Here is a 21,371-nt window from a genome sequence, read left to right as displayed (position 1 = left end):
GGTTTATGCAACACTTGAATGCATGACAGCAAACGACGCCCCTGTTTCAACAACGATCCGCGCCGAACGGTTCCGCAGGCCCGGCCCCACCCGTGGATTAATCGCGTCAATGTATGGCTGCGTAGCCGTATCCGCGATTTTCCTCATCCTCGCATTGGCGATTTCTTCTTACTGGGCACTGTTAGGAATGTCTATCGCAATGGTGCTTTCTTGCATTCCGTGGACCATTCTGCGGGTATCAATTGATTCCAAAGACCGCAAGCCGCTGTCCTCTCTTGATGAGTATGAGGCCCAGGTTCTCGACCAGTGGCGCCGGAAGGCTTTGCAGCTGTCTAACGCGTTTCTTTTTGCCGGCGGTCTTGTCACCCTTCTCGTAGGCAATTGGTTCCTAGGCGGAGGAATTACCGGCACTATTGGCACCAAATATTTGCTTGGAGCTGGCTACTACCTGCTCTTTAGTTACTTCATCTCTGCCACGTTGCCCGCTGTCGGCTACGCGCTAACCTTCAACCAGAACTCGGAGGACTAACACATGCCCACCTTGACCATTGACCACCTCAATAAGTCCTTCGGGGAGACTCAAGCCCTGCGGGATATGACCTTTAGCGTTGGTGACGGCGAAATCTTCGGTTTCGTCGGTTCCAACGGCGCCGGAAAGTCCACCACCATGCGCATTGCGCTTGGTGTGCTGGCCAAAGACTCTGGCGAGGTCTACTTCGATGACGCCCCAATCAATGACGATAACCGCCGCCGCATTGGTTATATGCCAGAAGAGCGCGGGCTCTACGGCAAGGAGCCGCTGCTTAGCCAGCTGGTTTTCCTCGGCACGCTGCACGGCATGGATAAGCCCGCCGCCAAGCGCGCCGGCATTGAACTACTAGAACAGCTGGGGCTGGGCGAGCGCATGGACGATAAGCTCGATGACCTCTCCTTGGGCAACCAGCAGCGAGTACAGCTCGCGGCCTCCCTTATCCATGACCCAGACATGCTGATTCTGGACGAGCCCTTCTCCGGGCTGGACCCGGTGGCGGTCAACGTCATGTCAGACATGCTGCGCGAGCGCGCCAATCGCGGTGTGCCCGTTATTTTCTCCTCGCACCAGTTGGACCTGGTGCAGCGCTTGTGTGACCGCGTGGGCATTGTGACGAAGGGGCATATGGTGGCTGAAGGGGGCGTCGATAAGCTGCGCAGCCAAGGCCCTCCCCGCTTTGACGTCGCTACCCCAGCGCGCGGCTGGTATCCGGAAGGCACGGAGCTGGTGGCAGAAACTGCCGACGCCGTCGTGCTCGAGGCCGAGGAAACCATCGATGACCAGGCAATCCTGCAAGCAGCACTAGCCGCAGGCCCGGTGCATTCCTTCGGCCGCAAGATCCCAGACCTGACCGAGCTTTTCCAGGACGTCGTCACCAGCAACCAGAATGAGGAAGCCTAGGCCATGCAGTATTCCGCAATGAAGACCATCGGGGTTGTAGCCAAGCGTGAGATGGCAGTCGCACTGAAGTCGAAGATGGTGGTAGGCACCATGCTGCTGCTCATCCTCGGTGCCATTATCGCCCCTATCGCTATCAATTTCTTCAGCGGCGATGACGAACCGGATTCCGTAGCCGTCGTGGGGATGGAAGCGTCTGCTTTTGATGATTCCGGCATCGATGCCACTGCGGCAAATGACCACGCGGAAGCCCAGCAACTGGTGGAAAATGACGAGGCCGATGCCGCCCTGGTGCCGGCAGAGAGCGACGGCTGGGATCTCCTCAGCAAGGGCGACACGCCTGCCGCGGTAACTACCACGGTCAACCAAATCGTTGCTTCTCAAGCACAAGCAACGGCACTGGATACGCTCAATATTGACCCGCAGGAGCTGGAAGACGCAACGCCATCCACCACGGTCAATCAGGTGAACTTAGAAGAAGAGGACGGCACGGAACAAAAGATGGCCGGCGTAGCCACGGTCCTCATTGGCGCAATGGTGGTCGTCTTTTCCGTCATGACCTTCGCCGGCCTCATTGGCGGCCGCGTCACGGAGGAAAAGTCGTCCCGAGTGGTGGAAATTATCTTGTCTTCTGTGCGTCCGGTGGACTTTTTGGCCGGCAAGATTCTGGGCAATACCATCGTTGGATTCCTAGCCACGCTGCTCATTTTGGGCGGCGGTGCAATCTCGCTTGCTGCGACCGGCCTGGCTAGTGACATCGAGCTGGACTATGGCTTGGTAGCCGTGCTCCTTGTTGGCGAGATTCTAGGCCTGCTCTTCTTTGGCAGCCTCTACGCTGCAGCCGGCTCGATGGTGCAGCGCACCGAGGATCTCCAGTCCACGCAGGCCCCTATCCTGTTCCTCGTATTTGCCACCATGTATGTACCGATGTTCGGCTGGATGCACCTGGATGCCACGTGGATGCAGGTCATGACTTGGTTGCCGCCGGTGTCCATGCTGGTCGCTCCGCTGCAGGTGGCCGGAGGCAACCTCAGCTGGCTAGGCCTTGCCGCAAGCTACCTACTGATGGCCTTGACCACTGCACTTATTATCGTCATGGTTGGCCGCATTTACCGCCGCGCCATTTTGAACAATGGCCGCAAGATGACCTGGCGCCAAGCACTGAGCAAGTAAAAATAATCCGGCTCCCCGCCGATTGTGTGGGAGCCGGATTCTTTTATGTGCCGAAGCTACTGAGTAATGAACTCGTTGGTGATCGGCTGGGTGATGTCCAAGGTGCCGTGCTCGATGTAGTACATACCGAAGAACATGGCTGCCAGCATCACTACGGATAGCAGCATGGAAGGGATCCACTGAAGGAATACGGGAACCCAGCCATTGCCCTTATCGCGGGCTGCTGCTTCGCGCTGTTCCTGAGCCTCACGCTCGTTCATAATGATAAAACCTTTCGATCCACCGAGGATTAACTACGGATATCTTAACAGTTAAGCGCCCAGAAGGCCGCATTCCTCGCACTTTTGATTGACACCGAAAATCGGCGATTAAATTCCTGGGTCCTCATCATTGAGCAGCGCCTCTACGAAGGACTCGCGGTCACCAAGCATGCGCTCAATGTCCTCTTCTGCGCCGACGATCCACAGCTCGGTGTCTTGGTCATAGGTGAGTGCGGAATCTGGGTATGCCTCTAGTGCCTCCTCCATGGCGGCAACCTGGTCCTCGCTGGCGGCGTCGTCCAAGTGCACCTCTGGATCGCCGATTCGCGGGCTAAGCTCCTCCAACGCGGTGATCCCGTAGGTCTTATATTGCTTCTTCGGGTGCTCAAAGAGCTCTTGTCCCATCATGGAGCTTGATCCTTTCCGTGTAGTAGCGAATCTGGCACGTACCCCTCATAGCCCGGGATGTTTTTGACCTGTAGTACTCCGGCAAAAAAGCGCCGAAGGGCGGGCACGTCTTCGGGTTGCAGGTGGTCAAAGACCATGCGGCGCACGGATTCCACGTGTTCAGGAGCGGCACGCCGCAAGTGTTCTAGGCCAACATGAGTCACGCACACGTTGATGCCGCGAGCATCGTCCTCGTCCGGTTCTTTGGTGAGCAGGCCGCGCTTTTCCATTCTGGTTACTTGGTGGGAGGCGCGGGAGCGGTCCCACTCCAGCTGCGTGCACAGCTCGTGCAAGCGCAGGCGTTGTTCCGGTGCCTCGGACAGGGCAACGAGGACGGCGAACTCGGAGGCAGATACCTCGCCGCCGGCCTTCAGCGTCTCGTCCATTCCCCTATCGATCTTGCGCACGGCGCCAAGGAGCAGGCGCCAAAGCTCCTGCTCTTCGTCGTCTAACCAGCGAGTTTGATAAGGCATGGCACTAGATTACCCCTTTGAGCGCGGCAATGTCGCGCTCACTGCGTCCCGGTACGCGGGAGTAGCGCTCCGGCATGCAGGTAAAGACCAATACCTGATTATCCCGGCCGACATGGGAAAAGAGCGTGGCCATAAGTTGCAGGCGGTGTGCATCAGTAGAGCCCAACGCGTCATCCACAATGACGGGAACCGACTCCGCCCCCACTAATTGCGCAATGGCAAAGCGGGTGAGTATGGCCAATTGCTCGCGGGCACCACCGGAGAGGCTGGCTAGGCTCACCGTCTCATTGTCCTGGGTACGGGTGGTCACGCGGAGGTCGTCATCGAGATCGAAGGTGATGTCACCGCCGTACACAGTGCGGGCCAGCCGCGACAGTGCAGCCACGAAGGGCGCGGCGTAGCGCTGCCGGGCGGCATCGCGATGCTTGAGCAAAAGTTCGCGCAGATAGCGGGCGGCTTGCGCACGCTTGTCCACGCTTTCATATACCGCCCGCGCCATCTCCACCGCCGCGGTGGCCTGTTGGGCGCGCTCGGCGGCACCGGAATGGAAATTCACCTCGCTAGAAAGCCGGCCAAGATCCACCTCGCAGCGTTGGATGCGGTCGGTGAGGTAATCCAGGTGGGACTGCGCGCCTTCTACCAGGGACTGCGCGGTAGCGAGGTCTACGGCTTCCATTTGTTCGAGCTGCCCGCGCAGGTCTCCCACGACGGCTTCTAGGCGGCTGACCTCGGCACGCAGGTCCTCGTCGGCGGCGCGTTCGCGCGCGGACGCGAGCTCTCGGGCCACTCGCTGCGCATTTTCGCGGGCCGCAGCAAGTTCGGCATCGAGGCGCACAGCCTCGTGAGCCAGGCGGCTTTCGCGGTACGGCACGAGTTCGCGGTCGAGCGCATCGACCTTTTCGCTCGCGGCTTCCTCCGCGGCTTCGGCGGCGGCGAGGTCTACCTCTTCCACGTCCGCAAGGTCCGCAATCTTCTCAGCTAGCGCAGCATGCTGGGCGCGTAACTCGCTCAAATCATCCGGTCCCAGTTCCGCGGCAAGGGCACGGGTGGCGGCATCGAGGGCATCGTTCTGTGCACGGTGCGCCTCATGGGCTTCCTCGGCCGCGGCCACTGATTCTACGCCGAGGGTATCGAGCAGCTCGTGCAGCCGGGTGCGGGCCTGTTCCACATCGCGCTGGGTGTCCTCCGCGGAATAGGAACCGGCCGAGAAGCGGGCGGTGATATCACCGATGGTGATTACGCGGGAATCGACAAGCTCGACGGCGGTGTCCTCCCCCACCTCGATGTCCTCGCCATCGACTCGGATGCTGGAGCCAGCAGGCCCCGAAAAATGCACCTTGGCGGCGGCAGCTTCGTGCAGACGCTCGGCCACCGACAGCGCTGAGTCCGCCTTGTGCAGGCTGGTGATATCGGCCGCGGTGACCTCGCGGCCGCGTTGGGCGATGGTCGCACGTGCCTGGTCTACCTCGGCGGCTAGGCCGTCAAGCGATTCCAGCCGGGCGCTGAGCTGCTCAAACTTCTGCTTATCCTGCAGTCGGCGTGCCTGCTTTAAGGTGCTGCGGGCCGCGGCATAGTCCTCTTTGGCCTCTGCCAGTTGCTTCTCCAGCGATTTTTTGGACGCGGCTTCTTCTTTCGCTTTGTCCTGGGCGGCGGTGAGCTTATTCTGGGCGGCCTCGGTGACCGCGGCAGCTTCCCCGGCCGCGGTGACGAGCCCGGCGCGCTCGGAAACGGCGGCTTGCGCACGGGCAAGGTCATCCGTAGCACGGGCAAGGGTGGCCTTATGGGAGTCCAAGGTGGCCTGCGCGGTGGCGGCTTCCTCGGCCTGCGCCTGTTTGTCGGTGAGATCGGCGCGGGCGGCGGGGAGCTCTGCTTCAGCGGCGACTTGGTCACGCTCGAGTTGCTCGTAACGCTCGACCACGGAATCGAGCTCGCGCAGTACGCGGGTGGCTTCTGTGTATTCCTCTTCGGCGCGAGCTAGGGCTGCAGCGGATTCCTTGTACTCGCCGGCCGGATTACCCTTCGCTGCAGTGAAGTAGCGCTGATATTCCTTATCCACTCGGGCCAACAACGCGGAGTCATCGCCGGAGACTTCTTCCTCAGCCAGGCCGGATTCGCGCTCAAGTGCGCGGGTTAGGCTGGGAATGCCGACGGCAGAAATGGCCTCGCCGGTGTCGTCTTGGCGCATAAAGAGGGCGTCGACAAGCGAGCGATCCAAATGCTCAGAGAGGATGCGCTCCAGCTCATCATCGGCTTGGCTGCCGGTAAATTGCGCCGGCCGGGGTGCGGTGATATTCAGCTCGCAGGACTTCTTGGATAGCCAGCGTTTGGCAATGCGGAAGCGGTACTCGCCTACGCTCAGCTCGGCCGTAACTTCCGGGGCAACGTCCTTGCCCACCGGCTGCAGGGAGCGAATGCGCTTGGAGCGGCCGCTGTGCTTTTCGGTGAGCACCACATCGAGCGCCTCCACGATGGTGGACTTGCCGGCCTCGTTCTCGCCATGGATGACAACGACGCCGGTCTCGGGAAGCTCATCGAGGACCAGGTGCTCAATGCCGCGAACGTTGGTGAGTTCCAGGCGGTGTATGCGCATTAGGACTGTCCCTCCAGGCGGAATAGCAGGTTGGCGGCGTCGCGGGCGACGGGATCCTCGCGGTTATCTAACAGTTCATGCAGGGCTTCGGCCGCATAGCCGGAGATATCGAGGCTGGCTAATTCCTCCTCGCTGGGTTCCAGGTAAAGGTCCATGGTGCGCTCGCGCGGGCGCAGGGAGGCAAACACGGTCTCGTACTCGTCCAGACCGCGCTGCAGACGGGCGTGGGCCTCGACGCCGAGCGTGCCGCGCAGGCTATATTTCACGACCGTGCGCACCTTATCCGGGTACTCGCCCAGGCGCGCGAGGAAGCGCTCCACGTCTTCGGCGGAATCCACGGCGGCATCGAGGGCTTCAAAGGTCCAGCGGCCGATGCGGCGCTTGTCGACGTCCACCTTATCCCCCACGCGCACCACCAACGCATTGCCGGAATCGGCCTCGCCGCCACCGGTGCTGGTTTCCTTATAGTCCGTGGTCTCCGGGCTGCCGGAGAACCACACCCGGCCGGTGGTGCCGAGGCTGGCGGTGGAGTGGGTATCACCCAGCGCCAGGTAGTCGATCACCCCGCGGTCCAGGCAGTCCTCGACGAAGGCAAGGTCGATGGTATCGGCGTCATCCTCGCCGGAGCGGGAATCCACTTGGCCGTGGCCGACGGCGATGCGGATGCCCGCGGCCGGCTCCAACGGTTCGAGCGCTTGGCGGACCAAGTCGTGATTCGCACGCTTGGACAGGTATGGCGCGCCGACCAACTCCACGCCGGGTGCGACCTCGATGGGCTCTGAGTCTGCGATGACGTGGACATTCTCCGCGCTGGTCTTATAAAAGACCGAATCCGCCACCAGCGGGTCGTGATTTCCCGGCAGGACATAGACCGGCACCGGCAGGCGCTTAAACATCTCCGTGGCGCGGGCAAGGATGTCGCGCGAGAGGGCATTGTGCTCAAAGACGTCGCCGGCTACGACAATGAACTCCGCGCCGGTCTCCTCGGCCAGCTCGCCGAGCCGCACGATGGCGGCCTCGCGGTCATCGTTAAACCGGCCCTGGGCTTCACCCTTCAGAAACCACCGGGTCATGCCCAGCTGAAAATCGGAGGTATGGATAAACGTGGTAGCAGTCATTAGTGCGAGAGGTGGTAGTAGAGGTCTTCAATATCGGATACCGCGCGCAAGAGATCCAGGTTGGTATGCGAAACCGAGCGCATGGCCTTGCGCAAGAGGTCCGGATCGGAGTCATCTATGGCCGGGGCGACCTTGGGCTGCGGCAGCTTCGGCAGCTCGCGCCCGTTCCAGAAGATGTCATTCTTTTCTTCCTCGGACAGGTCGCTCGGGGTGAAGCTTTCGCGGCTGACCGCCTTGGCCTGCTCTAAGACCATGCGCTCCAGCCGAGCAAAGTCCAGCCCGCGCATATTAAAGATGACGGCCGGATCCGCATCGGCGCGGGTGGCGAGCTTATCGCCCACCGCCACGATGTGCTTGCATACGTACTCGCCGTCGGGGCAGTCACAGGTCAGGCGCAAGTCTTCGGCCTCGTGGGCGAAGAGGGTGTCTAGGGCGGCGTCGGCAAGCAAGCCCTTGCGCGCATTGGCCACGGAATTGGGGGTGCGGGCGAACTCGGTGGCTAGCTGGGCAATATCATCGTTATTGCGGTACGGCAGCTGGATGAGCACCGCAAAGGGCTCGTTCTGGGAGCCGGCCACGCGGCCATGGATGGCGCCATTGCGCACCTCGAGGCCTACGACGTGGCCGCCCTCGGCATACTGACGGCCGCGAGTAATTCGGCCGCGATCCGCGCCATGCGAGGTAAAGGCCGCAATCCGCGCAGCCGTGGTGGACAGTATGCGCCCGCTGCGGTCTACGTGATTGACCTCGGCCGGGGTGCTCACCCGCTTGCGGGTACCAAAATTGGCATAGATGACGTTGTCGTCGCCTTTAACAGCCATGGATTACTCCCTCCCCCGGTAGCTCATGAGTGCGGCCAGCTGATCGGGGTCTAGCTCGGTAAGCCAGCCCTCGCCTTCGCCCACCACGGCGCCGGCCAGCTGCGTCTTACCGTCCAAGATATCCTGGATGGATTCCTCCAGCGTACCTGCGGTGATCATCTTATACACCTGCACATTGCGGCGCTGGCCAATGCGGAAGGCACGGTCCGTCGCCTGGTTTTCCACCGCCGGGTTCCACCAGCGGTCCATGTGCACGACGATAGAGGCGGCCGTGAGGTTCAGGCCGGTGCCGCCCGCCTTGAGCGATAGGATCATCGCCGGCGGGCCGTCCTCGGACTGGAAGTCCTCCACCATCTGGTCGCGCTTATTCTTGCTTACCCCGCCGTGCAGGAAGGGGATCTCGCGGCCGAGCTGGTCGCTTAGGTAAGGCTGCAAGATATCACCAAAGGCCTTGTACTGGGTAAACACCAGGAGACGCTCGCCGGATTCGGTGGCCTCATCCACGATGCGCATGAGCTCTTTGACCTTGCCGGAGCGGTGCTTTCCCTTGAGCACCACCGGTGAGTTATCGCCTAGGTAGTGCGCGGGGTGATTACAAATCTGCTTAATGCGGGTGAGTGAGGCCAGCACCAAACCGCGCTTATTGATGCCCGTCGCTTCCTGCAGGTCCTTTTTCACCTGGTTGACCAGCGCCTTATACAGGGCAGCCTGTTCGGTGGTCATGGATACGGTGAGGATCTGCTCGGACTTTTCCGGCAGGTCATCGATGATATTCGGATCCGTCTTGACGCGGCGGAGGATAAACGGCGCGGTGAGCTGGCGCAGGCGCTCGGACATTTCCTCGTCATTATTGCGCTCGATGGCCTTAGCAAAGTGATTGCGGAAGAACGAAGCGGTGCCCAGCACGCCGGGATTGCAGAAATCCAGGATGGAGCGCATCTCCGAGAGGCGATTTTCCACCGGGGTGCCGGTTAGCGCCACGCGGTGTTCCGAGGGCAGCGAGCGCACGGCCTTGGACGAGCGGGTCGCGGAATTCTTGATGGCCTGGGCCTCGTCGAGGACAACGCGCTGCCAGCCGACTTCGCCCATGTCCTTAAAATCGCGGCCCACGGTGCCGTAGGTGGTGATGACGAGGTCGCACTCGCCGGCCTTCTTAATAAAGTCCTCGCCGCGCGGGCGGCTGGGACCGTGCTGCACCATGACCTTGAAGTCTGGGACGAAGCGCTGAGCCTCGCGGGCCCAGTTGCCCACCACGGACGTTGGTGCCACCACGAGCGTGGGGCCGGTCTGCTCACCGCGGTCCTTCTCCACCGCGAGGAGGGACAGTAGTTGGAGGGTTTTGCCGAGTCCCATGTCGTCGGCAAGCACTGCTCCAATGCCACTGCGCGACATCCAGTACAGCCAGTCGACGCCGCGGCGCTGGTACTCGCGCAGCTCCGCGTGTACGGATGCGGGAATCTCCACGCGCTCTGGGGCAACCTTATCCACTCCGCCGAGCAGCGCCGTGTGCCAGGTGCTGCCGGTGAACTCGATGGGTTCCTGGGTCATGGACTCCAGCGCCAGCTCGCGCAGCTCAGCCACGGTGACCTGTTCGTGTTCTTCGCCGCCCTCGTTGAATTCTTGGCGGCGGCGCTCCACGTCCGCGATCAGGGCTTCCCACCCTGGCTGGTCGAGCTGCTTGGCCATCTCCGCGGAGGCGGCTAGCTGCTCGAGCTCCTTCTTCTTGCGCGCTATGGCCTTCTCGCGCAGCGCGTCCATGTAGCCGGAGACTTGGGAGACGACCTGCTTATCGGCCATGACCCACTTGCCACGCAGCTGGATAAGACCGGACTTGGAATTGACCAGGTCCTCCATCTCTTCCTCAGTCAGTTCCACATCGCCCACGGACATGCGCCAGTTATAGTCCACCAGCTTATTCATGCCGATGTGCTTCTTCGTGGCGGCCTCGGCCGGATCGCGGGCCTCGTGGGTTTCCAACTTGGCCTTAGTCTCCATCTGCGCCCAGGCTTTGGGAAGCATGACGGTCACGCCGCTGGCCTTGAGCTTATCCACCTCGTGGGTAATAAAGTGGGTGAGCTGGTGGGTTTCAAGGTAGACGTCCCAGTCGCCGTCGCCAGGCTGCGGCAGTTGCGCGGTCTCCCTCAGTGTGGGTGCGATGCGCACTGCTTTGCGGTGAGCCTCGCGCAGCTTTTCCACACTCGCCCTATCCAAACTCTGCGCCGACACCGGCAGCGGAGAATCCGTGCCCGAGCGCACCCGCACGCGCACTGGCCACTTGGCCATATCCGGGTCATCGTCAAGCGGCTCCTCCACGATGTAGACCAGCTGGAGCTCTACCTCGTAAATGGAGTTCTTCCACTCATTGAGCCCGCGCAGCAGCTGCGATCGCCCCCGTCGGATCGGCCGCGTATCGAGCAGGGCGCGAGCAAACTCGTGCCATGGCATCGGCCGCGGCGCCTCCGCCACGGGCCGCAGCTCGCGGAAGGCAATCCAGTGGGTAAGCTCATCGGCCATATCATCCGACAGCGCACGGTTATTAACGTGCAAGATTCCTGGCGCGGCCGCCATCATCTCCGCGAGCCAGCCGCGCTCGCCCAAGCCGGAGGCCAGCTGCCACATGGGGAACCACTCATTGGCCTGGTAAGCCAGCCGGAAGGTCACCCGCCCGGCGCGCACAAACTTGCACAGGCCGCTGTAGGCGTGGATGAGCCACTGGAGGTCTGGCGCGATGGTGGCGGGCGGCTTGTGGTTCAGGTGCTCCATTTGGGCAAGCGCCGCCACGGCCTCTTCGGGTCCGAACATCGCCATGGGCACCATCAGGGAGACATCCTTGCCCTTGGGCGTACGCAGCGATACCCGCGCTCGGTTGCGGAAGGATTTCTGCGCCAAGATGGACTCCACCGCTGGCGGGAAGGTGCCCTCGGGGACGGCGTTGGGCATGACGATCTTGTGTCCTTCTACCTGTTCAATCCATAGACCTAGTCCCGTAACGGGGAGCCACAGTCCATGCACGAGGTAAGAAGCCATAGCCGCCAGCATAGCAGCCCCTTTTGGTTTTGTTACAGGCTCGTTATGTTCCACCCTTTTCCCAGTTGAACGACAGAAAATCGAAACGGAGATCTGCGCCACACCTGTATTTTCGCTTGGGTTAACCTTGTGACCCCGTTAACGTGAGAATGTCATCACACATCTACAAGGAGTAAATCGTGCAAGATTCAACTTGGTACGTCATTGCGATGATCGTGTATCTCCTCGCAATGGCAGCCATTGGCTATTGGAGCTACAAGCAAACCGATCAATATGACGATTATGTTTTGGGCGGCCGTGGTCTGCACCCATTCGTAGCGGCTCTCTCCGCAGGCGCTTCCGACATGTCCGGCTGGCTCCTCATGGGCCTGCCTGGCGCGCTCTTCCTCTCCGGCATGTCCGAGCTATGGATGGCCATCGGCCTGCTCGTCGGCTGCTGGGCAAACTGGAAGTGGGTCGCACCGCGCCTGCGCTCCTACTCGGAGATCGCAGCCAACTCCATTACCGTGCCGTCCTTCTTTGAAAACCGCCTGCACGATAAGTCCCGCCTGCTGCGCATCATCTCCGCAGCCATCATTATTTTCTTCTTTACCTTCTACGTTTCCTCCGGCATGGTCTCCGGTGGCCGCTACTTCGAGTCCACCTTCGGTGGCGACTACCTCACCGGCATGCTTGTCATCGCCGCGGTGACTATCTTCTACACCTTCGTCGGCGGCTTCTTGGCGGTGTCCTACACGGACGTCGTCCAGGGCGTGCTTATGTTCGTCGCCTTGATGATCGTGCCGATCATGGCAATCGTCTCTCTTTCCGATCCTTCCGAGATCTTTTCCTTTGCAAGCAATAATGCTTATGCCACCGATGGCGCGGTAGAAAACCCGAATTACTTCTCCATGTTCGCGGGCGTTTCCGCTGGCGTTATCATCGGCAACCTTGCCTGGGGCCTGGGCTACTTTGGCCAGCCGCACATCATCGTGCGTTTCATGGCGCTGCGCAAGCCTTCCGACGCCCGCCAGGGCCGCTTCTACGGTGTAACTTGGATGGGCCTGTCCGTCATCGGCGCGATCTTCGTCGCCCTATCCGGCACCGTCTACTTCACCCAGACCGGCCACAGCATCACCGACCAGGAGAACTTCGAAACCATCTTCCTGGATATGGCGCAGGCCATGATGCACCCACTGCCCGCAGGCTTCGTCCTGACCGCGGTTCTGGCCGCCATTATGTCCACCATGTCGTCCCAGATGCTCGTCGTCTCTACTTCCCTCATCGAGGACCTCTTCCTCATCTTTGCTAAGAAGAAGCCCAGCGAGCAGGTCCTTATCAACCTCTCCCGCACCGCCATCGTCGCCATCGCAGTCATTGCCGCCCTGCTGGCAATCAACCCATCTGACTCCATTTTGGGTCTGGTTGGCTTTGCCTGGGCAGGCTTTGGTTCTGCCTTCGGCCCGATCATCTTGCTCTCCCTGTACTGGAAGCGCCTCAACTCCGCCGGTGCCATTGCCGGCATGCTTACCGGTGCCATCGTTGCTATTGGCTGGGGCATGTCTCCGCTTTCCGACGTCCTCTACGAAATCGTCCCAGGCTTCTTCCTGGCCCTCATCGTGGCCGTCGTAGTCGCCAAGCTCACGAAGGAGCCTAAGCCAGAGGTTGTGGCCGAATTCGAAGAGTCCACCAAGCTGGCCAAGCTCGTGGAAAATGACTCCAACCTCGACTTCGAAGAAGCCGCAGAAAAGGTCACCGATAAGTAATCGGAACCAACGCGGACTCCTCGCAGTCCAATAGGACATGAAGTCCTATTACTTGGCCGCGCTATCATGCATTACCGTTCTCATCGGCGCATGGTATGCGTGGCCTTTTCCACGTTTTGATGTTGCCACTCTCCCAGCTCGCCCCGAGGCCACCGGCTACGACCGCGAAGACTTCGGCATCTGGCAGCCCCACGGCGCCTGCACCACCCGCGAGGTCATTCTAGAAAGCCAATCAAGCGATCCCCTCCACGCCTGCCACGCCCGCAGCGGGACTCTTTATGACCCCTATAGTGGCACCACCATTCCCGCTACCTCTCCCATTGAGATCGACCATATCTTTCCCCTCTCCGCGGCCTATGACCTTGGCGCTTCCGAGTGGGACCGCGAAACCAAGGTCCGCTTTGGCAACGACCCGCTCAATCTCGTAGCTACCAGCCGTGAGCTCAACCAAGAAAAGTCAGACTCCCTCCCTGCGGATTGGCTTCCTCCCGCCAACCGCTGCGGTTATTCCCGGCGCCTCGCCGACATCGCTCGAAAGTACTCCCTTCCCCTGCCTTCCAAGGACGTGCGGGTTATGCAAAGGCAATGTCGGTTAGCCGTACTCACCGGGAATTGATTAGGGTTGACGTGGCAACTTTCCGCGATTGAAGGGTTCTTTCAATGACTTCTTTCCTTGTATTCCTCCACGTGGCCGCAGCCATTCTCTTGATCGGCCCAGTATGCGTATCCACCTCCAGCTTCCAGACCCAAATGGCCAAGGCGGCACAAGGCGACCACGCGGCGCTCGGTTCCGCTCGCGCCCTGTATAACATCACCAATACCTACGGCTACATCTCTGCCATCGTGCCTATCCTCGGCCTCGGCGTATTCCTGTCCGATATTGACGCTTACAAGTCCGCGGTCAATTTCCACATCGCCATCTTGGTTGCCATCGTCGCATGGTGCCTGCTCTTCTTCGTCATTCTGCCAAAGCAGAAGAAGGCAATGGCCGCCCTCGAGTCCACTGAATCCTTCGACTACGCGGCAGCAAAGAAGCCGCTGTCCGCATTCGGCGGCGTGTTCAACCTGCTGTGGATTGTCTGCCTTATCCTGATGTACGTCAACTTCTAAGTGGCCTTTTAGAGAGCCATTTACTCCTCTGGGACAGTATCTTCACTGTCCCCTTTCTCGTTTTTGAGCTCCTCCTTCAACTTTTGTGCTTCCTCGTGCGCATTTTGCCGACGCCGCTGCGTCGCCTGTGCCACAGTCTGCGCCCATCTCCGATTCTTCGGCGCGAGCGGTCCGCTGGCTTCGTCATAGACCCAAGTCGAGTCTTCAAAGAGCCAGACGGCGTCCCCGCTAATCGGGTCTTTGATATAAAACGCCCGCCCATCAGTCTTAATGTTGTGGTGATGTTGACACAGGCAGGTCAAGTTCGCCGCCGAAGTAGGTCCTCCGTCAGCGAAATCATGCCGATGGTCCATCTGGGAAGCCATCGCCGGCCGCGTACATCCGGGCCACCGGCAGGTTCCATCGAGCCCTTCCACAAAGGCGCGAATATGCGGCGGAGTTACATAGTTTCCGCTTTCATCCTCCGCTGCTGCATCCATGTCGCGGACGGTCGTGGCCCGCGATTGCATGTCATCGGCAACCTCCGGTGAAACCCACCCCAAGCTTTGGACGAAGGCCGGAGCATCCGGCAGATCGCAGCGGTACATATTGAGCACCACCTTCGCCTTGGCTTCGGCCTCGCCGGTGAGCAACTCGACCGCAGCCTGAGCCAAGGAAATGTCCTTCTCCGTGGCCACACCGCGAATATTTCGGTCGATGATTTCGGCAGTCTCTAAGCCCACATCGAGGCACACTGCGGCCCACTCCCCGCCCGTAGGCTCGAGGTGATAGGACTCCTTGCGCCGCGGGTCGCGTGCGGCGATGGTGGGATCAAGGCGGACAATGAGCTCCCGCAGCTTTCGCCGCAGGTTGCGATGGGACGGTAATTTTTGGTTAGGGCGTTTGGGGGTGAGGTAGGTGGTTAATTCGGCGTCGATAAGCAGGCATTGTTCGGCGTCAACCTCGCCCAACTTGGACAGCGTCTGGTCGATGGTAATTAAGCGGTCTAAATCTAAGTGGTAGTACTCTTCCTGCCGGGCTTTAAGGCGCGGCAGCTCCTGTAATCGCTCAAAGGCGAAAATGATATTTCTAATTCGGGACTGCCGCGTTCCGGTGAGATCTGACAGTGATTGGCTAATTATTTCGATATCATCATCCGGGTCTGGATGCAGGCGCTTCCAGAGGAGGTATTCGGCCTTGCGGATTTCTGTTGCTGCTTGTGAGGTGGAATTTGCTGGATTGGTATTGGCAAAGTAGGGCGCATTCATGGACTTCCCCCGCAGAAGTTTCTCTAGAACATGTTTGCGCTTTCAGTATACAAAACCCCTCCGACACACTACCCCCGTTTATAGTAAAACCGCAGGTCAAAGGGCACGAAAAAATGGGCCTCCGAAGAGGCCCATTCAGTCGAAAATGCTAGTCGCGCCAGCGTCCACCGCGCTTGCGTCCGCCGCCGTGGTCACGGCGTGGCGGGCGGCCGGTGTCCTTTTGAATCTTGATCAGCTGGCCAGAAATACGGGTATCCTTCAGGCGGTCCAGCACTGCCGGGTCAAGGTTCTTTGGCAGGTCAACCAGGGTATGGCCCACCGCGATGGTGATGCGGCCGAAGTCCTTGGCTGACAATCCGCCTTCATTGGCGATGGCACCCACGATAGCTCCCGGGCGCACATTTTGCCGCTTGCCGACGTCCAGTCGGTACGTCTCAAAGTCTCCGTCCGGCCGCTTCGGTCCGCGGCCCTTGCCGCCGCCCTTGAAATCACGATCGCGCTTGCGATCGTCGCGGCGGTCGCGGTCTCGCTTCGGCTTAGGAAGCGGCTTGTCTTCCATCAGGAAGTTCTTGCCACCCTGCAGCATGACGGCGAGGGCTGCAGCAATGTCATCCATGGCCGCGTTATTGTCCTCGGAGTACTTGCGCACCAAGGTGCGGAAGAAATCCGCCTGCTTATTGTCCATGGAGTTGGTAATGGACTGCGCAAACTTTTCCTTGCGCTTTTCATTGACCTCATCGACGGACGGCAGTTCCATCTCTTCCAGGCGGGCGTTGGTCACGCGCTCGATGGAGCGCAGCATGCGGCGCTCGCGCGGGGTGACGAACAGGATGGCTTCGCCGGAGCGCCCCGCGCGGCCGGTGCGGCCGATGCGGTGCACGTAGGACTCGGTATCGTTCGGGATATCGAAGTTGACTACGTGGGTGATGCGCTCGACGTCGAGGCCACGGGCGGCGACGTCGGTAGCCACGAGGATGTCTAGGCGGCCATCCTTGAGCTGATCGACGGTGCGCTCGCGCTGAGCCTGCGCAATATCGCCGTTGATGGCGGCGGCGCTGAAACCGCGGTCACGCAGGGTCTCGGCCACCTCTTCGGTCTCGTGCTTGGTACGGCAGAAGACGATGATGGCGTCGTAATTGATGACCTCGAGGATGCGGGTGAAGGCATCCATCTTTGCGCGGTGCGGAATGAGGAGGAAGCGCTGCGTGATGTTGTCATTGGTGCGGCGCTCGGACTTCACCGTGACCTCGGCGGGGTTGTCGAGGTACTGCTTAGACAGGCGTCGGATAGCGTTCGGCATGGTGGCCGAGAAAAGCGCCACCTGCTTGCGGTCCGGGGTGTCCTCCAGGATGCGCTCGACGTCTTCTTGGAAGCCCATGTTCAGCATCTCATCGGCCTCATCGAGGACGAGGAACTGCAGCTGGGACAGGTCCAGCGAGCCCTTCTCCAGGTGGTCGATGACGCGACCCGGGGTGCCCACGATAACCTGCGCACCGCGGCGCAGACCGGAAAGCTGAATGCCATAGGCTTGGCCACCGTAGATAGGCAGCACCTCGACGCCCTTGAGGGACTCGGCGAAGGATTGGAAGGAGTCCGCCACCTGCAGGGCCAGCTCGCGGGTTGGAGCGAGCACGAGGGCCTGCGGATGGCGGGCTTTGGTGTCAATCTGCGACAAAACCGGCAGCGCAAAGGCTGCGGTCTTGCCGGTACCGGTCTGGGCGAGGCCGACAACGTCGCGGCCTTCCATCAAGATCGGGATGGTTTCTTCCTGAATGGGGGAAGGCTTGGTGAAGCCTACTTTCGCAACGGCCTCCAGAATTTTCTCTGGCAGGCCAAGATGCGCGAACCCCTGGGAGTTGTCGTTGGCTGAATCTTCGGACTCAGCGCCGGTGTCCTCAGAAGTATTCGCAGCCCTGGTGTCCTTGGTGACACCTTGCGAGTTGTCCTGAGATTCCGACTTATTAAAATCTTCCGGCTCGTTGACGCCGCCGGTGGCGTTATCGGTAATGCTCATTGCTTCACCAACCCTACGCGATTGCAGCCACAAACTCCATTGCGCAGCTCCTCGGCTTTCCTAGCCCAGATTTCCTGCAATGTTCGAAGCAGTTCGAAAACACCGAAGCGTGGCGTCGCGTCCTTCTTCTAAGGTGCAGTTCATGTCTCATCCACGCCCACGGTTCCTTTACGACCAAGCACGTATCCGTGCCAAGCTAAGTTCGTATCCAGGGTTCAGCACGGAACTGGACCCTCCGGTAGATCTTTATCTGTCCTCGCTGTCTACGGGCCTGATCTACCCCACTAGGCGCAGCCGTCGGCCACAGCATGGCGAGTTTGTACACATTACAGACCGCCGCTTTCACCTAAACCCCGTTTTTCGCATAACTAAGGTGGAGGACAATTTTGAGTTTTATGTGGTGGAGCTAGATCCAGTGCGCTTTCACCGCACTGAATACGCCGCACGTCCTAAGCTTCTTAGCCTTGGCAGCGTGGTGGACAACGAGAAAACTACTTACTTTCCGGTGGAGTTTGATTTCGCATCTCGTGCCAAGTTTGTGACTTTTAGTGCTGTCGATAAGCCTAAGGTAGGCCGCCTATACTCCTGCTTTACTTCACGGCCTCGGCACCCTTTATGCCTGCGCATAGAATCCACGGAGGACAACAATGGGCTGGTGCGCGCCCAGGTGAGCGAGCTCTATAGCGACTTTGAGCGCGGAGAAAGAAAAGGACCGCGAAAGGACTACGGCCCCGATAACCTCCCCTACCGGCCACCGGCTATCACCCGCACGGACGTAGAGATAGAGCTAGGGCGCTTCCGTCGCCTCTACGACCCAGAGTCATGGACTGTTCATGGTGCACAAGACGAAGAAACCCTCTTTATGGTAGAAGATCCGGATGGATCGCGGGCGGTCTTTATCGGCAAAAAAGACGCGTGGCTGCATATGACAAAAGAAAAAGGCCGCCGACTATATCAGATAGCGGCGACCTTTCTAGAGGAGCGCTAGGCTCCGGCGATAAAGGTGCGATAGCTCAGTGGCATGCCTGGGCGGTAGGCCAAGTGCACGGCGCTGGGGGCGTCGAGCACGTGCAGGTCCGCGGCCGCGCCCTCCACGATGGTGCCCTTAGCGGGGCGGCCCTGCGGGTCGAGGCCGTTGCCAACGTTGTGGCGGCGCAGGGCGGTCGCTCCGCCGGTGGTGGCGGCGTGGATGGCCTCATCGACGGAGAGGTGTTGCTGCAGGACCGCGGTGGTCACGCAGTAATTCATCGAGGAGGTATAGGACGTGCCGGGGTTGAGGTTGGAGGCGATGGCGAGGGTGGCGCCGGCGTCGAGAAGCGTGCGGCCCGGGGCGAGCGGCTCGCGGGTGGACAGGTCGCACGCCGGCAGCATGGTGGCCACGGTATCGGAATTGGCCAGCAGCTCGACGTCCTCGTCGCTCAAGTGGTTGACGTGGTCTACCGAGGCGGCGCCCAGTTCGACGGCAAGGGCAACGCCTGGGCCCTCGCCCAGCTGGTTGCCGTGCACGCGCAGGCCAAGGCCCCACTTCTTACCGGCCTCCAGCACGCGGCGGGATTGTTCCTCGTTGAAGGCGCCGCGCTCGCAGAAGACGTCGATCCACTGCACGTAGGGAGCAACGCCCTCGAGCATGGGGCCAACGACCTCGTCGAGGTACTCCTCTGCGTCCGCTCCCGGCGGGACCAGGTGCGCGCCCAAGAAGGTCACGTCATCGACGTGGCGGGAGGCTACCTTGGCGGCCTCCACCTCGGACTCGGTATTGAGGCCGTAGCCGGTCTTGGTCTCAAAGGTGGTGGTGCCTCCGCGGCGGCCGGCGGCCACGCGGTCCGCCACCAGCTTGTCTAGGCGGTCGGTGCCGGCCTGACGGGTAGCGTCCATGGTCACGGCGATGCCGCCTGCTTCATAGGAACCGCCGGAGATGCGGGCCTCGAATTCGGCGGAGCGGTCACCGTCAAAGACCATGTGGGTGTGCGAATCTACCCAGCCGGGCAGGACGGCGCGGCCGCCCAAGTCCACCTTTTCGTCGGCCGCCGGCGCCTCGGAGGCTGGGCCGACCCAGGCGATGGTGCCGGATTGGGCGATAATGGCGGCGTCGTTAAGCGTGCCACGCTCGCTGACCGTACGGAGTTCTGAAATGCCGGTAAAAAGTGTGCTCATCTAGTCCCTTGCCTTGAATTCCATCGGAATGCGGACGCCGCGCTCATCGGCGACCTCCTTTGCGCGAGTGTAGCCGGAATCGACGTGGCGGATAACGCCCATGCCCGGGTCATTGGTGAGCACCGCGCGCAACTTGGCCGCGGCGAGCTCGGTGCCGTCTGCAACGGTGACCTGGCCGGCATGGATGGAGCGGCCCATGCCCACGCCACCGCCGTGGTGGAGGGAAACCCAGGTAGCGCCGGAAGATACGGCGGTCATGGCGTTGAGCAGCGGCCAGTCAGCCACGGCATCGGTGCCATCGAGCATGGCCTCGGTTTCACGGTATGGGGATGCCACGGAGCCAGAATCGAGGTGGTCACGGCCGATGACGATCGGCGCCTTGATTTTGCCCTCGCGTACCAGGTCGTTGAAGAGCAGACCAGCCTTGTGGCGCTCGTTGTAGCCCAGCCAGCAAATGCGTGCTGGCAGGCCCTCGAACTCGACGTACTCCTCAGCGGCATCGAGCCAATTGTGCAGGTGCTCGTTGTCCGGGAAGAGTTCCTTGAGGGCTTGGTCGGTGACCTTGATGTCCTCTGGGTCGCCGGAAAGCGCGGCCCAGCGGAAGGGGCCCAGGCCCTCGCAGAAGAGCGGGCGGATATAGGCCGGAACGAAGCCCGGGAACTCGAAGGCGCGCTGGTAGCCGACCTTGCGGGCCTCATCGCGGATGGAGTTGCCGTAGTCAAAAACCTCGGCGCCCTCATCCTGGAACTCGACCATGGCCTGGACCTGGGCGGCCATGGACTCGCGCGCCTTCTTGGTAAAGGTGGTCGGATCCGCCTTGGCCTCGTTGTGCCAGTCTTCCATGGTGATTTCAGAAGGCAAGTAGGACAGCGGGTCGTGCGCGGAGGTCTGGTCCGTGACGATGTCTACGGTAAATTCCCCGGCGCGCTGGCGGCGCAGGATCTCCGGGAAGACCTCGGCGGCATTGCCCACGAGGCCGACGGACAGGGGCTTCTTGTTTTCCTTGGCATCCAAGACCAGCTTGAGGGCCTCGTCGAGGTCGGTAACAACCTCATCCAGGTAGCGCTTGTGCTGACGGCGCTTCAGGCGGGTCTCGTCTACATCCACGATGAGGCAGGCGCCGCCGTTGAGGGTGACGGACAGCGGCTGTGCGCCACCCATGCCGCCGCAGCCACCGGTCAGGGTGAAGGTGCCGGCCAGGCTGCCGCCGAAGCGTTTCTTGGCCACGGCCGCGAAGGTCTCGAAGGTGCCCTGCAGGATGCCCTGGGTGGCGATGTAGATCCACGAGCCGGCCGTCATCTGGCCGTACATCATGAGGCCTTCATCCTCGAGCTTGCGGAAGTGCTCCCAGTTAGCCCAGTCTCCCACGAGGTTGGAGTTAGCGATGAGCACGCGCGGTGCCCACTCGTTGGTCTTCCAAATGCCCACCGGCTTGCCGGACTGCACCAGCAGGGTCTCATCGGACTCGAGGTCCTTGAGGGATTCAACGATGGCGTCGAAGGCTTCCCAGCTGCGTGCTGCGCGGCCGGTGCCGCCATAGACCACGAGGTCCTCGGGGCGCTCGGCAACCTCCGGGTCGAGGTTATTCATGAGCATGCGCAGGGGCGCTTCGGTCTGCCAGGACTTGGCGGACAGTTCGGTTCCGCGCGGCGCGCGTACTTCGCGTGGTTGAGACATGGCTTCCTTTCGTCGTGCTTTTCTGACGCCTTCCCAAGCCCCCTAGGCCGGTGTCCCGGGGCTGTCCCCGAGGACTTGTTCAGCGT

The 21,371-nt window shown here is 61.0% G+C and carries 18 protein-coding genes; 7 read left to right on the top strand and 11 right to left on the bottom strand.

Going from position 1 to position 21,371, the window contains the following annotated elements; genetic code table 11:
- Window positions 1-22 precede the first annotated feature (22 nt).
- The 3 genes from QP324_RS00570 to QP324_RS00560 are packed head-to-tail and all read left to right on the top strand — an operon-like array spanning window position 23 to window position 2,602.
- Window positions 23-529, top strand: a complete 507-nt coding sequence (locus tag QP324_RS00570) for a hypothetical protein (protein WP_284813877.1) — start codon at window positions 23-25, stop codon at window positions 527-529.
- A gap of 3 nt (window positions 530-532) precedes the next feature.
- Entirely contained in the window at window positions 533-1,432 is a 900-nt protein-coding gene (locus QP324_RS00565; RefSeq protein WP_284813875.1) for an ABC transporter ATP-binding protein, read from the top strand.
- Window positions 1,433-1,435: 3 nt separating this feature from the next.
- Complete coding sequence (locus QP324_RS00560; protein ID WP_284813873.1) at window positions 1,436-2,602, top strand: ABC transporter permease; 1,167 nt, start codon at window positions 1,436-1,438, stop codon at window positions 2,600-2,602.
- A 56-nt stretch (window positions 2,603-2,658) separates the two neighbouring features.
- On the opposite strand, the gene QP324_RS00555 is transcribed toward QP324_RS00560, so the two are convergent.
- From QP324_RS00555 to QP324_RS00525, 7 genes are all read right to left on the bottom strand, one after another.
- Window positions 2,659-2,862: a hypothetical protein gene (locus QP324_RS00555; RefSeq protein WP_284766303.1), complete on the bottom strand. Its 204-nt coding sequence runs from the start codon at window positions 2,860-2,862 to the stop codon at window positions 2,659-2,661.
- 108 nt (window positions 2,863-2,970) lie between these two features.
- Entirely contained in the window at window positions 2,971-3,270 is a 300-nt protein-coding gene (locus QP324_RS00550; protein ID WP_005323427.1) for a hypothetical protein, read from the bottom strand.
- A complete protein-coding gene (locus QP324_RS00545; RefSeq protein ID WP_284813871.1) occupies window positions 3,267-3,782 on the bottom strand; it encodes a MarR family winged helix-turn-helix transcriptional regulator in 516 nt (171 codons plus the stop codon). Before QP324_RS00545 ends, QP324_RS00550 begins: the two co-directional genes overlap by 4 nt.
- Window positions 3,783-3,786: 4 nt before the next feature.
- Window positions 3,787-6,372, bottom strand: coding sequence for an AAA family ATPase (locus tag QP324_RS00540; protein WP_284813870.1), 2,586 nt, complete (start codon window positions 6,370-6,372; stop codon window positions 3,787-3,789).
- On the bottom strand, window positions 6,372-7,490 hold the full coding sequence (locus QP324_RS00535; protein WP_284813868.1) for an exonuclease SbcCD subunit D: 1,119 nt from the start codon (window positions 7,488-7,490) through the stop codon (window positions 6,372-6,374). The genes QP324_RS00540 and QP324_RS00535 overlap by 1 nt, the downstream gene beginning before the upstream one ends.
- The gene (locus tag QP324_RS00530; RefSeq protein ID WP_284813866.1) at window positions 7,490-8,311 is read right to left on the bottom strand and encodes an SWIM zinc finger family protein; all 822 of its coding nucleotides are present in this window, start codon (window positions 8,309-8,311) and stop codon (window positions 7,490-7,492) included. Before QP324_RS00530 ends, QP324_RS00535 begins: the two co-directional genes overlap by 1 nt.
- Before the next feature lie 3 nt (window positions 8,312-8,314).
- Window positions 8,315-11,350, bottom strand: coding sequence for a DEAD/DEAH box helicase (locus QP324_RS00525; protein ID WP_284813864.1), 3,036 nt, complete (start codon window positions 11,348-11,350; stop codon window positions 8,315-8,317).
- 167 nt (window positions 11,351-11,517) lie between these two features.
- Between QP324_RS00525 and putP the strand changes: the two genes are divergently transcribed.
- Genes putP through QP324_RS00510 form a run of 3 tightly spaced genes read left to right on the top strand, consistent with a single transcriptional unit; the run spans window position 11,518 to window position 14,193 of the window.
- Window positions 11,518-13,083, top strand: a complete 1,566-nt coding sequence (putP, locus tag QP324_RS00520; RefSeq protein ID WP_284813862.1) for a sodium/proline symporter PutP — start codon at window positions 11,518-11,520, stop codon at window positions 13,081-13,083.
- 37 nt (window positions 13,084-13,120) lie between these two features.
- Complete coding sequence (locus tag QP324_RS00515) at window positions 13,121-13,699, top strand: HNH endonuclease family protein (RefSeq protein WP_284767505.1); 579 nt, start codon at window positions 13,121-13,123, stop codon at window positions 13,697-13,699.
- Window positions 13,700-13,743: 44 nt separating this feature from the next.
- The gene (locus QP324_RS00510) at window positions 13,744-14,193 is read left to right on the top strand and encodes a DUF2269 domain-containing protein (RefSeq protein WP_239277928.1); all 450 of its coding nucleotides are present in this window, start codon (window positions 13,744-13,746) and stop codon (window positions 14,191-14,193) included.
- Window positions 14,194-14,213: 20 nt separating this feature from the next.
- On the opposite strand, the gene QP324_RS00505 is transcribed toward QP324_RS00510, so the two are convergent.
- Both QP324_RS00505 and QP324_RS00500 read right to left on the bottom strand, forming a co-directional pair.
- Window positions 14,214-15,440: an HNH endonuclease signature motif containing protein gene (locus QP324_RS00505; RefSeq protein ID WP_284813860.1), complete on the bottom strand. Its 1,227-nt coding sequence runs from the start codon at window positions 15,438-15,440 to the stop codon at window positions 14,214-14,216.
- A gap of 148 nt (window positions 15,441-15,588) precedes the next feature.
- Complete coding sequence (locus QP324_RS00500; RefSeq protein WP_284813858.1) at window positions 15,589-17,454, bottom strand: DEAD/DEAH box helicase; 1,866 nt, start codon at window positions 17,452-17,454, stop codon at window positions 15,589-15,591.
- A gap of 142 nt (window positions 17,455-17,596) precedes the next feature.
- Here QP324_RS00500 and QP324_RS00495 point away from each other — a divergent pair, with 142 nt between their 5' ends.
- Complete coding sequence (locus QP324_RS00495; RefSeq protein WP_284813856.1) at window positions 17,597-18,442, top strand: hypothetical protein; 846 nt, start codon at window positions 17,597-17,599, stop codon at window positions 18,440-18,442.
- On the opposite strand, the gene hutI is transcribed toward QP324_RS00495, so the two are convergent.
- Both hutI and hutU read right to left on the bottom strand, forming a co-directional pair.
- Entirely contained in the window at window positions 18,439-19,608 is a 1,170-nt protein-coding gene (gene hutI / locus QP324_RS00490; protein ID WP_284813854.1) for an imidazolonepropionase, read from the bottom strand. The two genes, QP324_RS00495 and hutI, sit on opposite strands and share 4 nt — an antisense overlap.
- Window positions 19,609-21,285, bottom strand: a complete 1,677-nt coding sequence (gene hutU / locus QP324_RS00485; protein WP_284813853.1) for a urocanate hydratase — start codon at window positions 21,283-21,285, stop codon at window positions 19,609-19,611.
- Window positions 21,286-21,371: the final 86 nt, after the last annotated feature.

This window comes from Corynebacterium sp. UMB0012 (assembly GCF_030216265.1).
Classification (GTDB): Bacteria; Actinomycetota; Actinomycetes; order Mycobacteriales; family Mycobacteriaceae; genus Corynebacterium.
The sequence above is the reverse complement of the archived record's forward strand: the minus strand, read 5'-3'. Positions and strand labels throughout refer to the sequence as shown.

Excerpts from the sequence above, each read along its gene's own strand:
- QP324_RS00505 (WP_284813860.1), bottom strand. The coding sequence starts at position 15,440 with ATGAATGCGCCCTACTTTGCCAATACCAATCCAGCAAATTCCACCTCA.
- QP324_RS00570 (WP_284813877.1), top strand. The coding sequence starts at position 23 with ATGACAGCAAACGACGCCCCTGTTTCAACAACGATCCGCGCCGAACGG.
- QP324_RS00550 (WP_005323427.1), bottom strand. The coding sequence starts at position 3,270 with ATGATGGGACAAGAGCTCTTTGAGCACCCGAAGAAGCAATATAAGACC.
- hutI (WP_284813854.1), bottom strand. The coding sequence starts at position 19,608 with ATGAGCACACTTTTTACCGGCATTTCAGAACTCCGTACGGTCAGCGAG.
- QP324_RS00515 (WP_284767505.1), top strand. The coding sequence starts at position 13,121 with ATGAAGTCCTATTACTTGGCCGCGCTATCATGCATTACCGTTCTCATC.
- QP324_RS00540 (WP_284813870.1), bottom strand. The coding sequence starts at position 6,372 with ATGCGCATACACCGCCTGGAACTCACCAACGTTCGCGGCATTGAGCAC.
- hutU (WP_284813853.1), bottom strand. The coding sequence starts at position 21,285 with ATGTCTCAACCACGCGAAGTACGCGCGCCGCGCGGAACCGAACTGTCC.
- QP324_RS00495 (WP_284813856.1), top strand. The coding sequence starts at position 17,597 with ATGTCTCATCCACGCCCACGGTTCCTTTACGACCAAGCACGTATCCGT.
- QP324_RS00560 (WP_284813873.1), top strand. The coding sequence starts at position 1,436 with ATGCAGTATTCCGCAATGAAGACCATCGGGGTTGTAGCCAAGCGTGAG.
- QP324_RS00555 (WP_284766303.1), bottom strand. The coding sequence starts at position 2,862 with ATGAACGAGCGTGAGGCTCAGGAACAGCGCGAAGCAGCAGCCCGCGAT.
- QP324_RS00535 (WP_284813868.1), bottom strand. The coding sequence starts at position 7,490 with ATGACTGCTACCACGTTTATCCATACCTCCGATTTTCAGCTGGGCATG.
- QP324_RS00525 (WP_284813864.1), bottom strand. The coding sequence starts at position 11,350 with ATGCTGGCGGCTATGGCTTCTTACCTCGTGCATGGACTGTGGCTCCCC.
- QP324_RS00500 (WP_284813858.1), bottom strand. The coding sequence starts at position 17,454 with ATGAGCATTACCGATAACGCCACCGGCGGCGTCAACGAGCCGGAAGAT.
- QP324_RS00565 (WP_284813875.1), top strand. The coding sequence starts at position 533 with ATGCCCACCTTGACCATTGACCACCTCAATAAGTCCTTCGGGGAGACT.
- QP324_RS00530 (WP_284813866.1), bottom strand. The coding sequence starts at position 8,311 with ATGGCTGTTAAAGGCGACGACAACGTCATCTATGCCAATTTTGGTACC.
- QP324_RS00545 (WP_284813871.1), bottom strand. The coding sequence starts at position 3,782 with ATGCCTTATCAAACTCGCTGGTTAGACGACGAAGAGCAGGAGCTTTGG.
- QP324_RS00510 (WP_239277928.1), top strand. The coding sequence starts at position 13,744 with ATGACTTCTTTCCTTGTATTCCTCCACGTGGCCGCAGCCATTCTCTTG.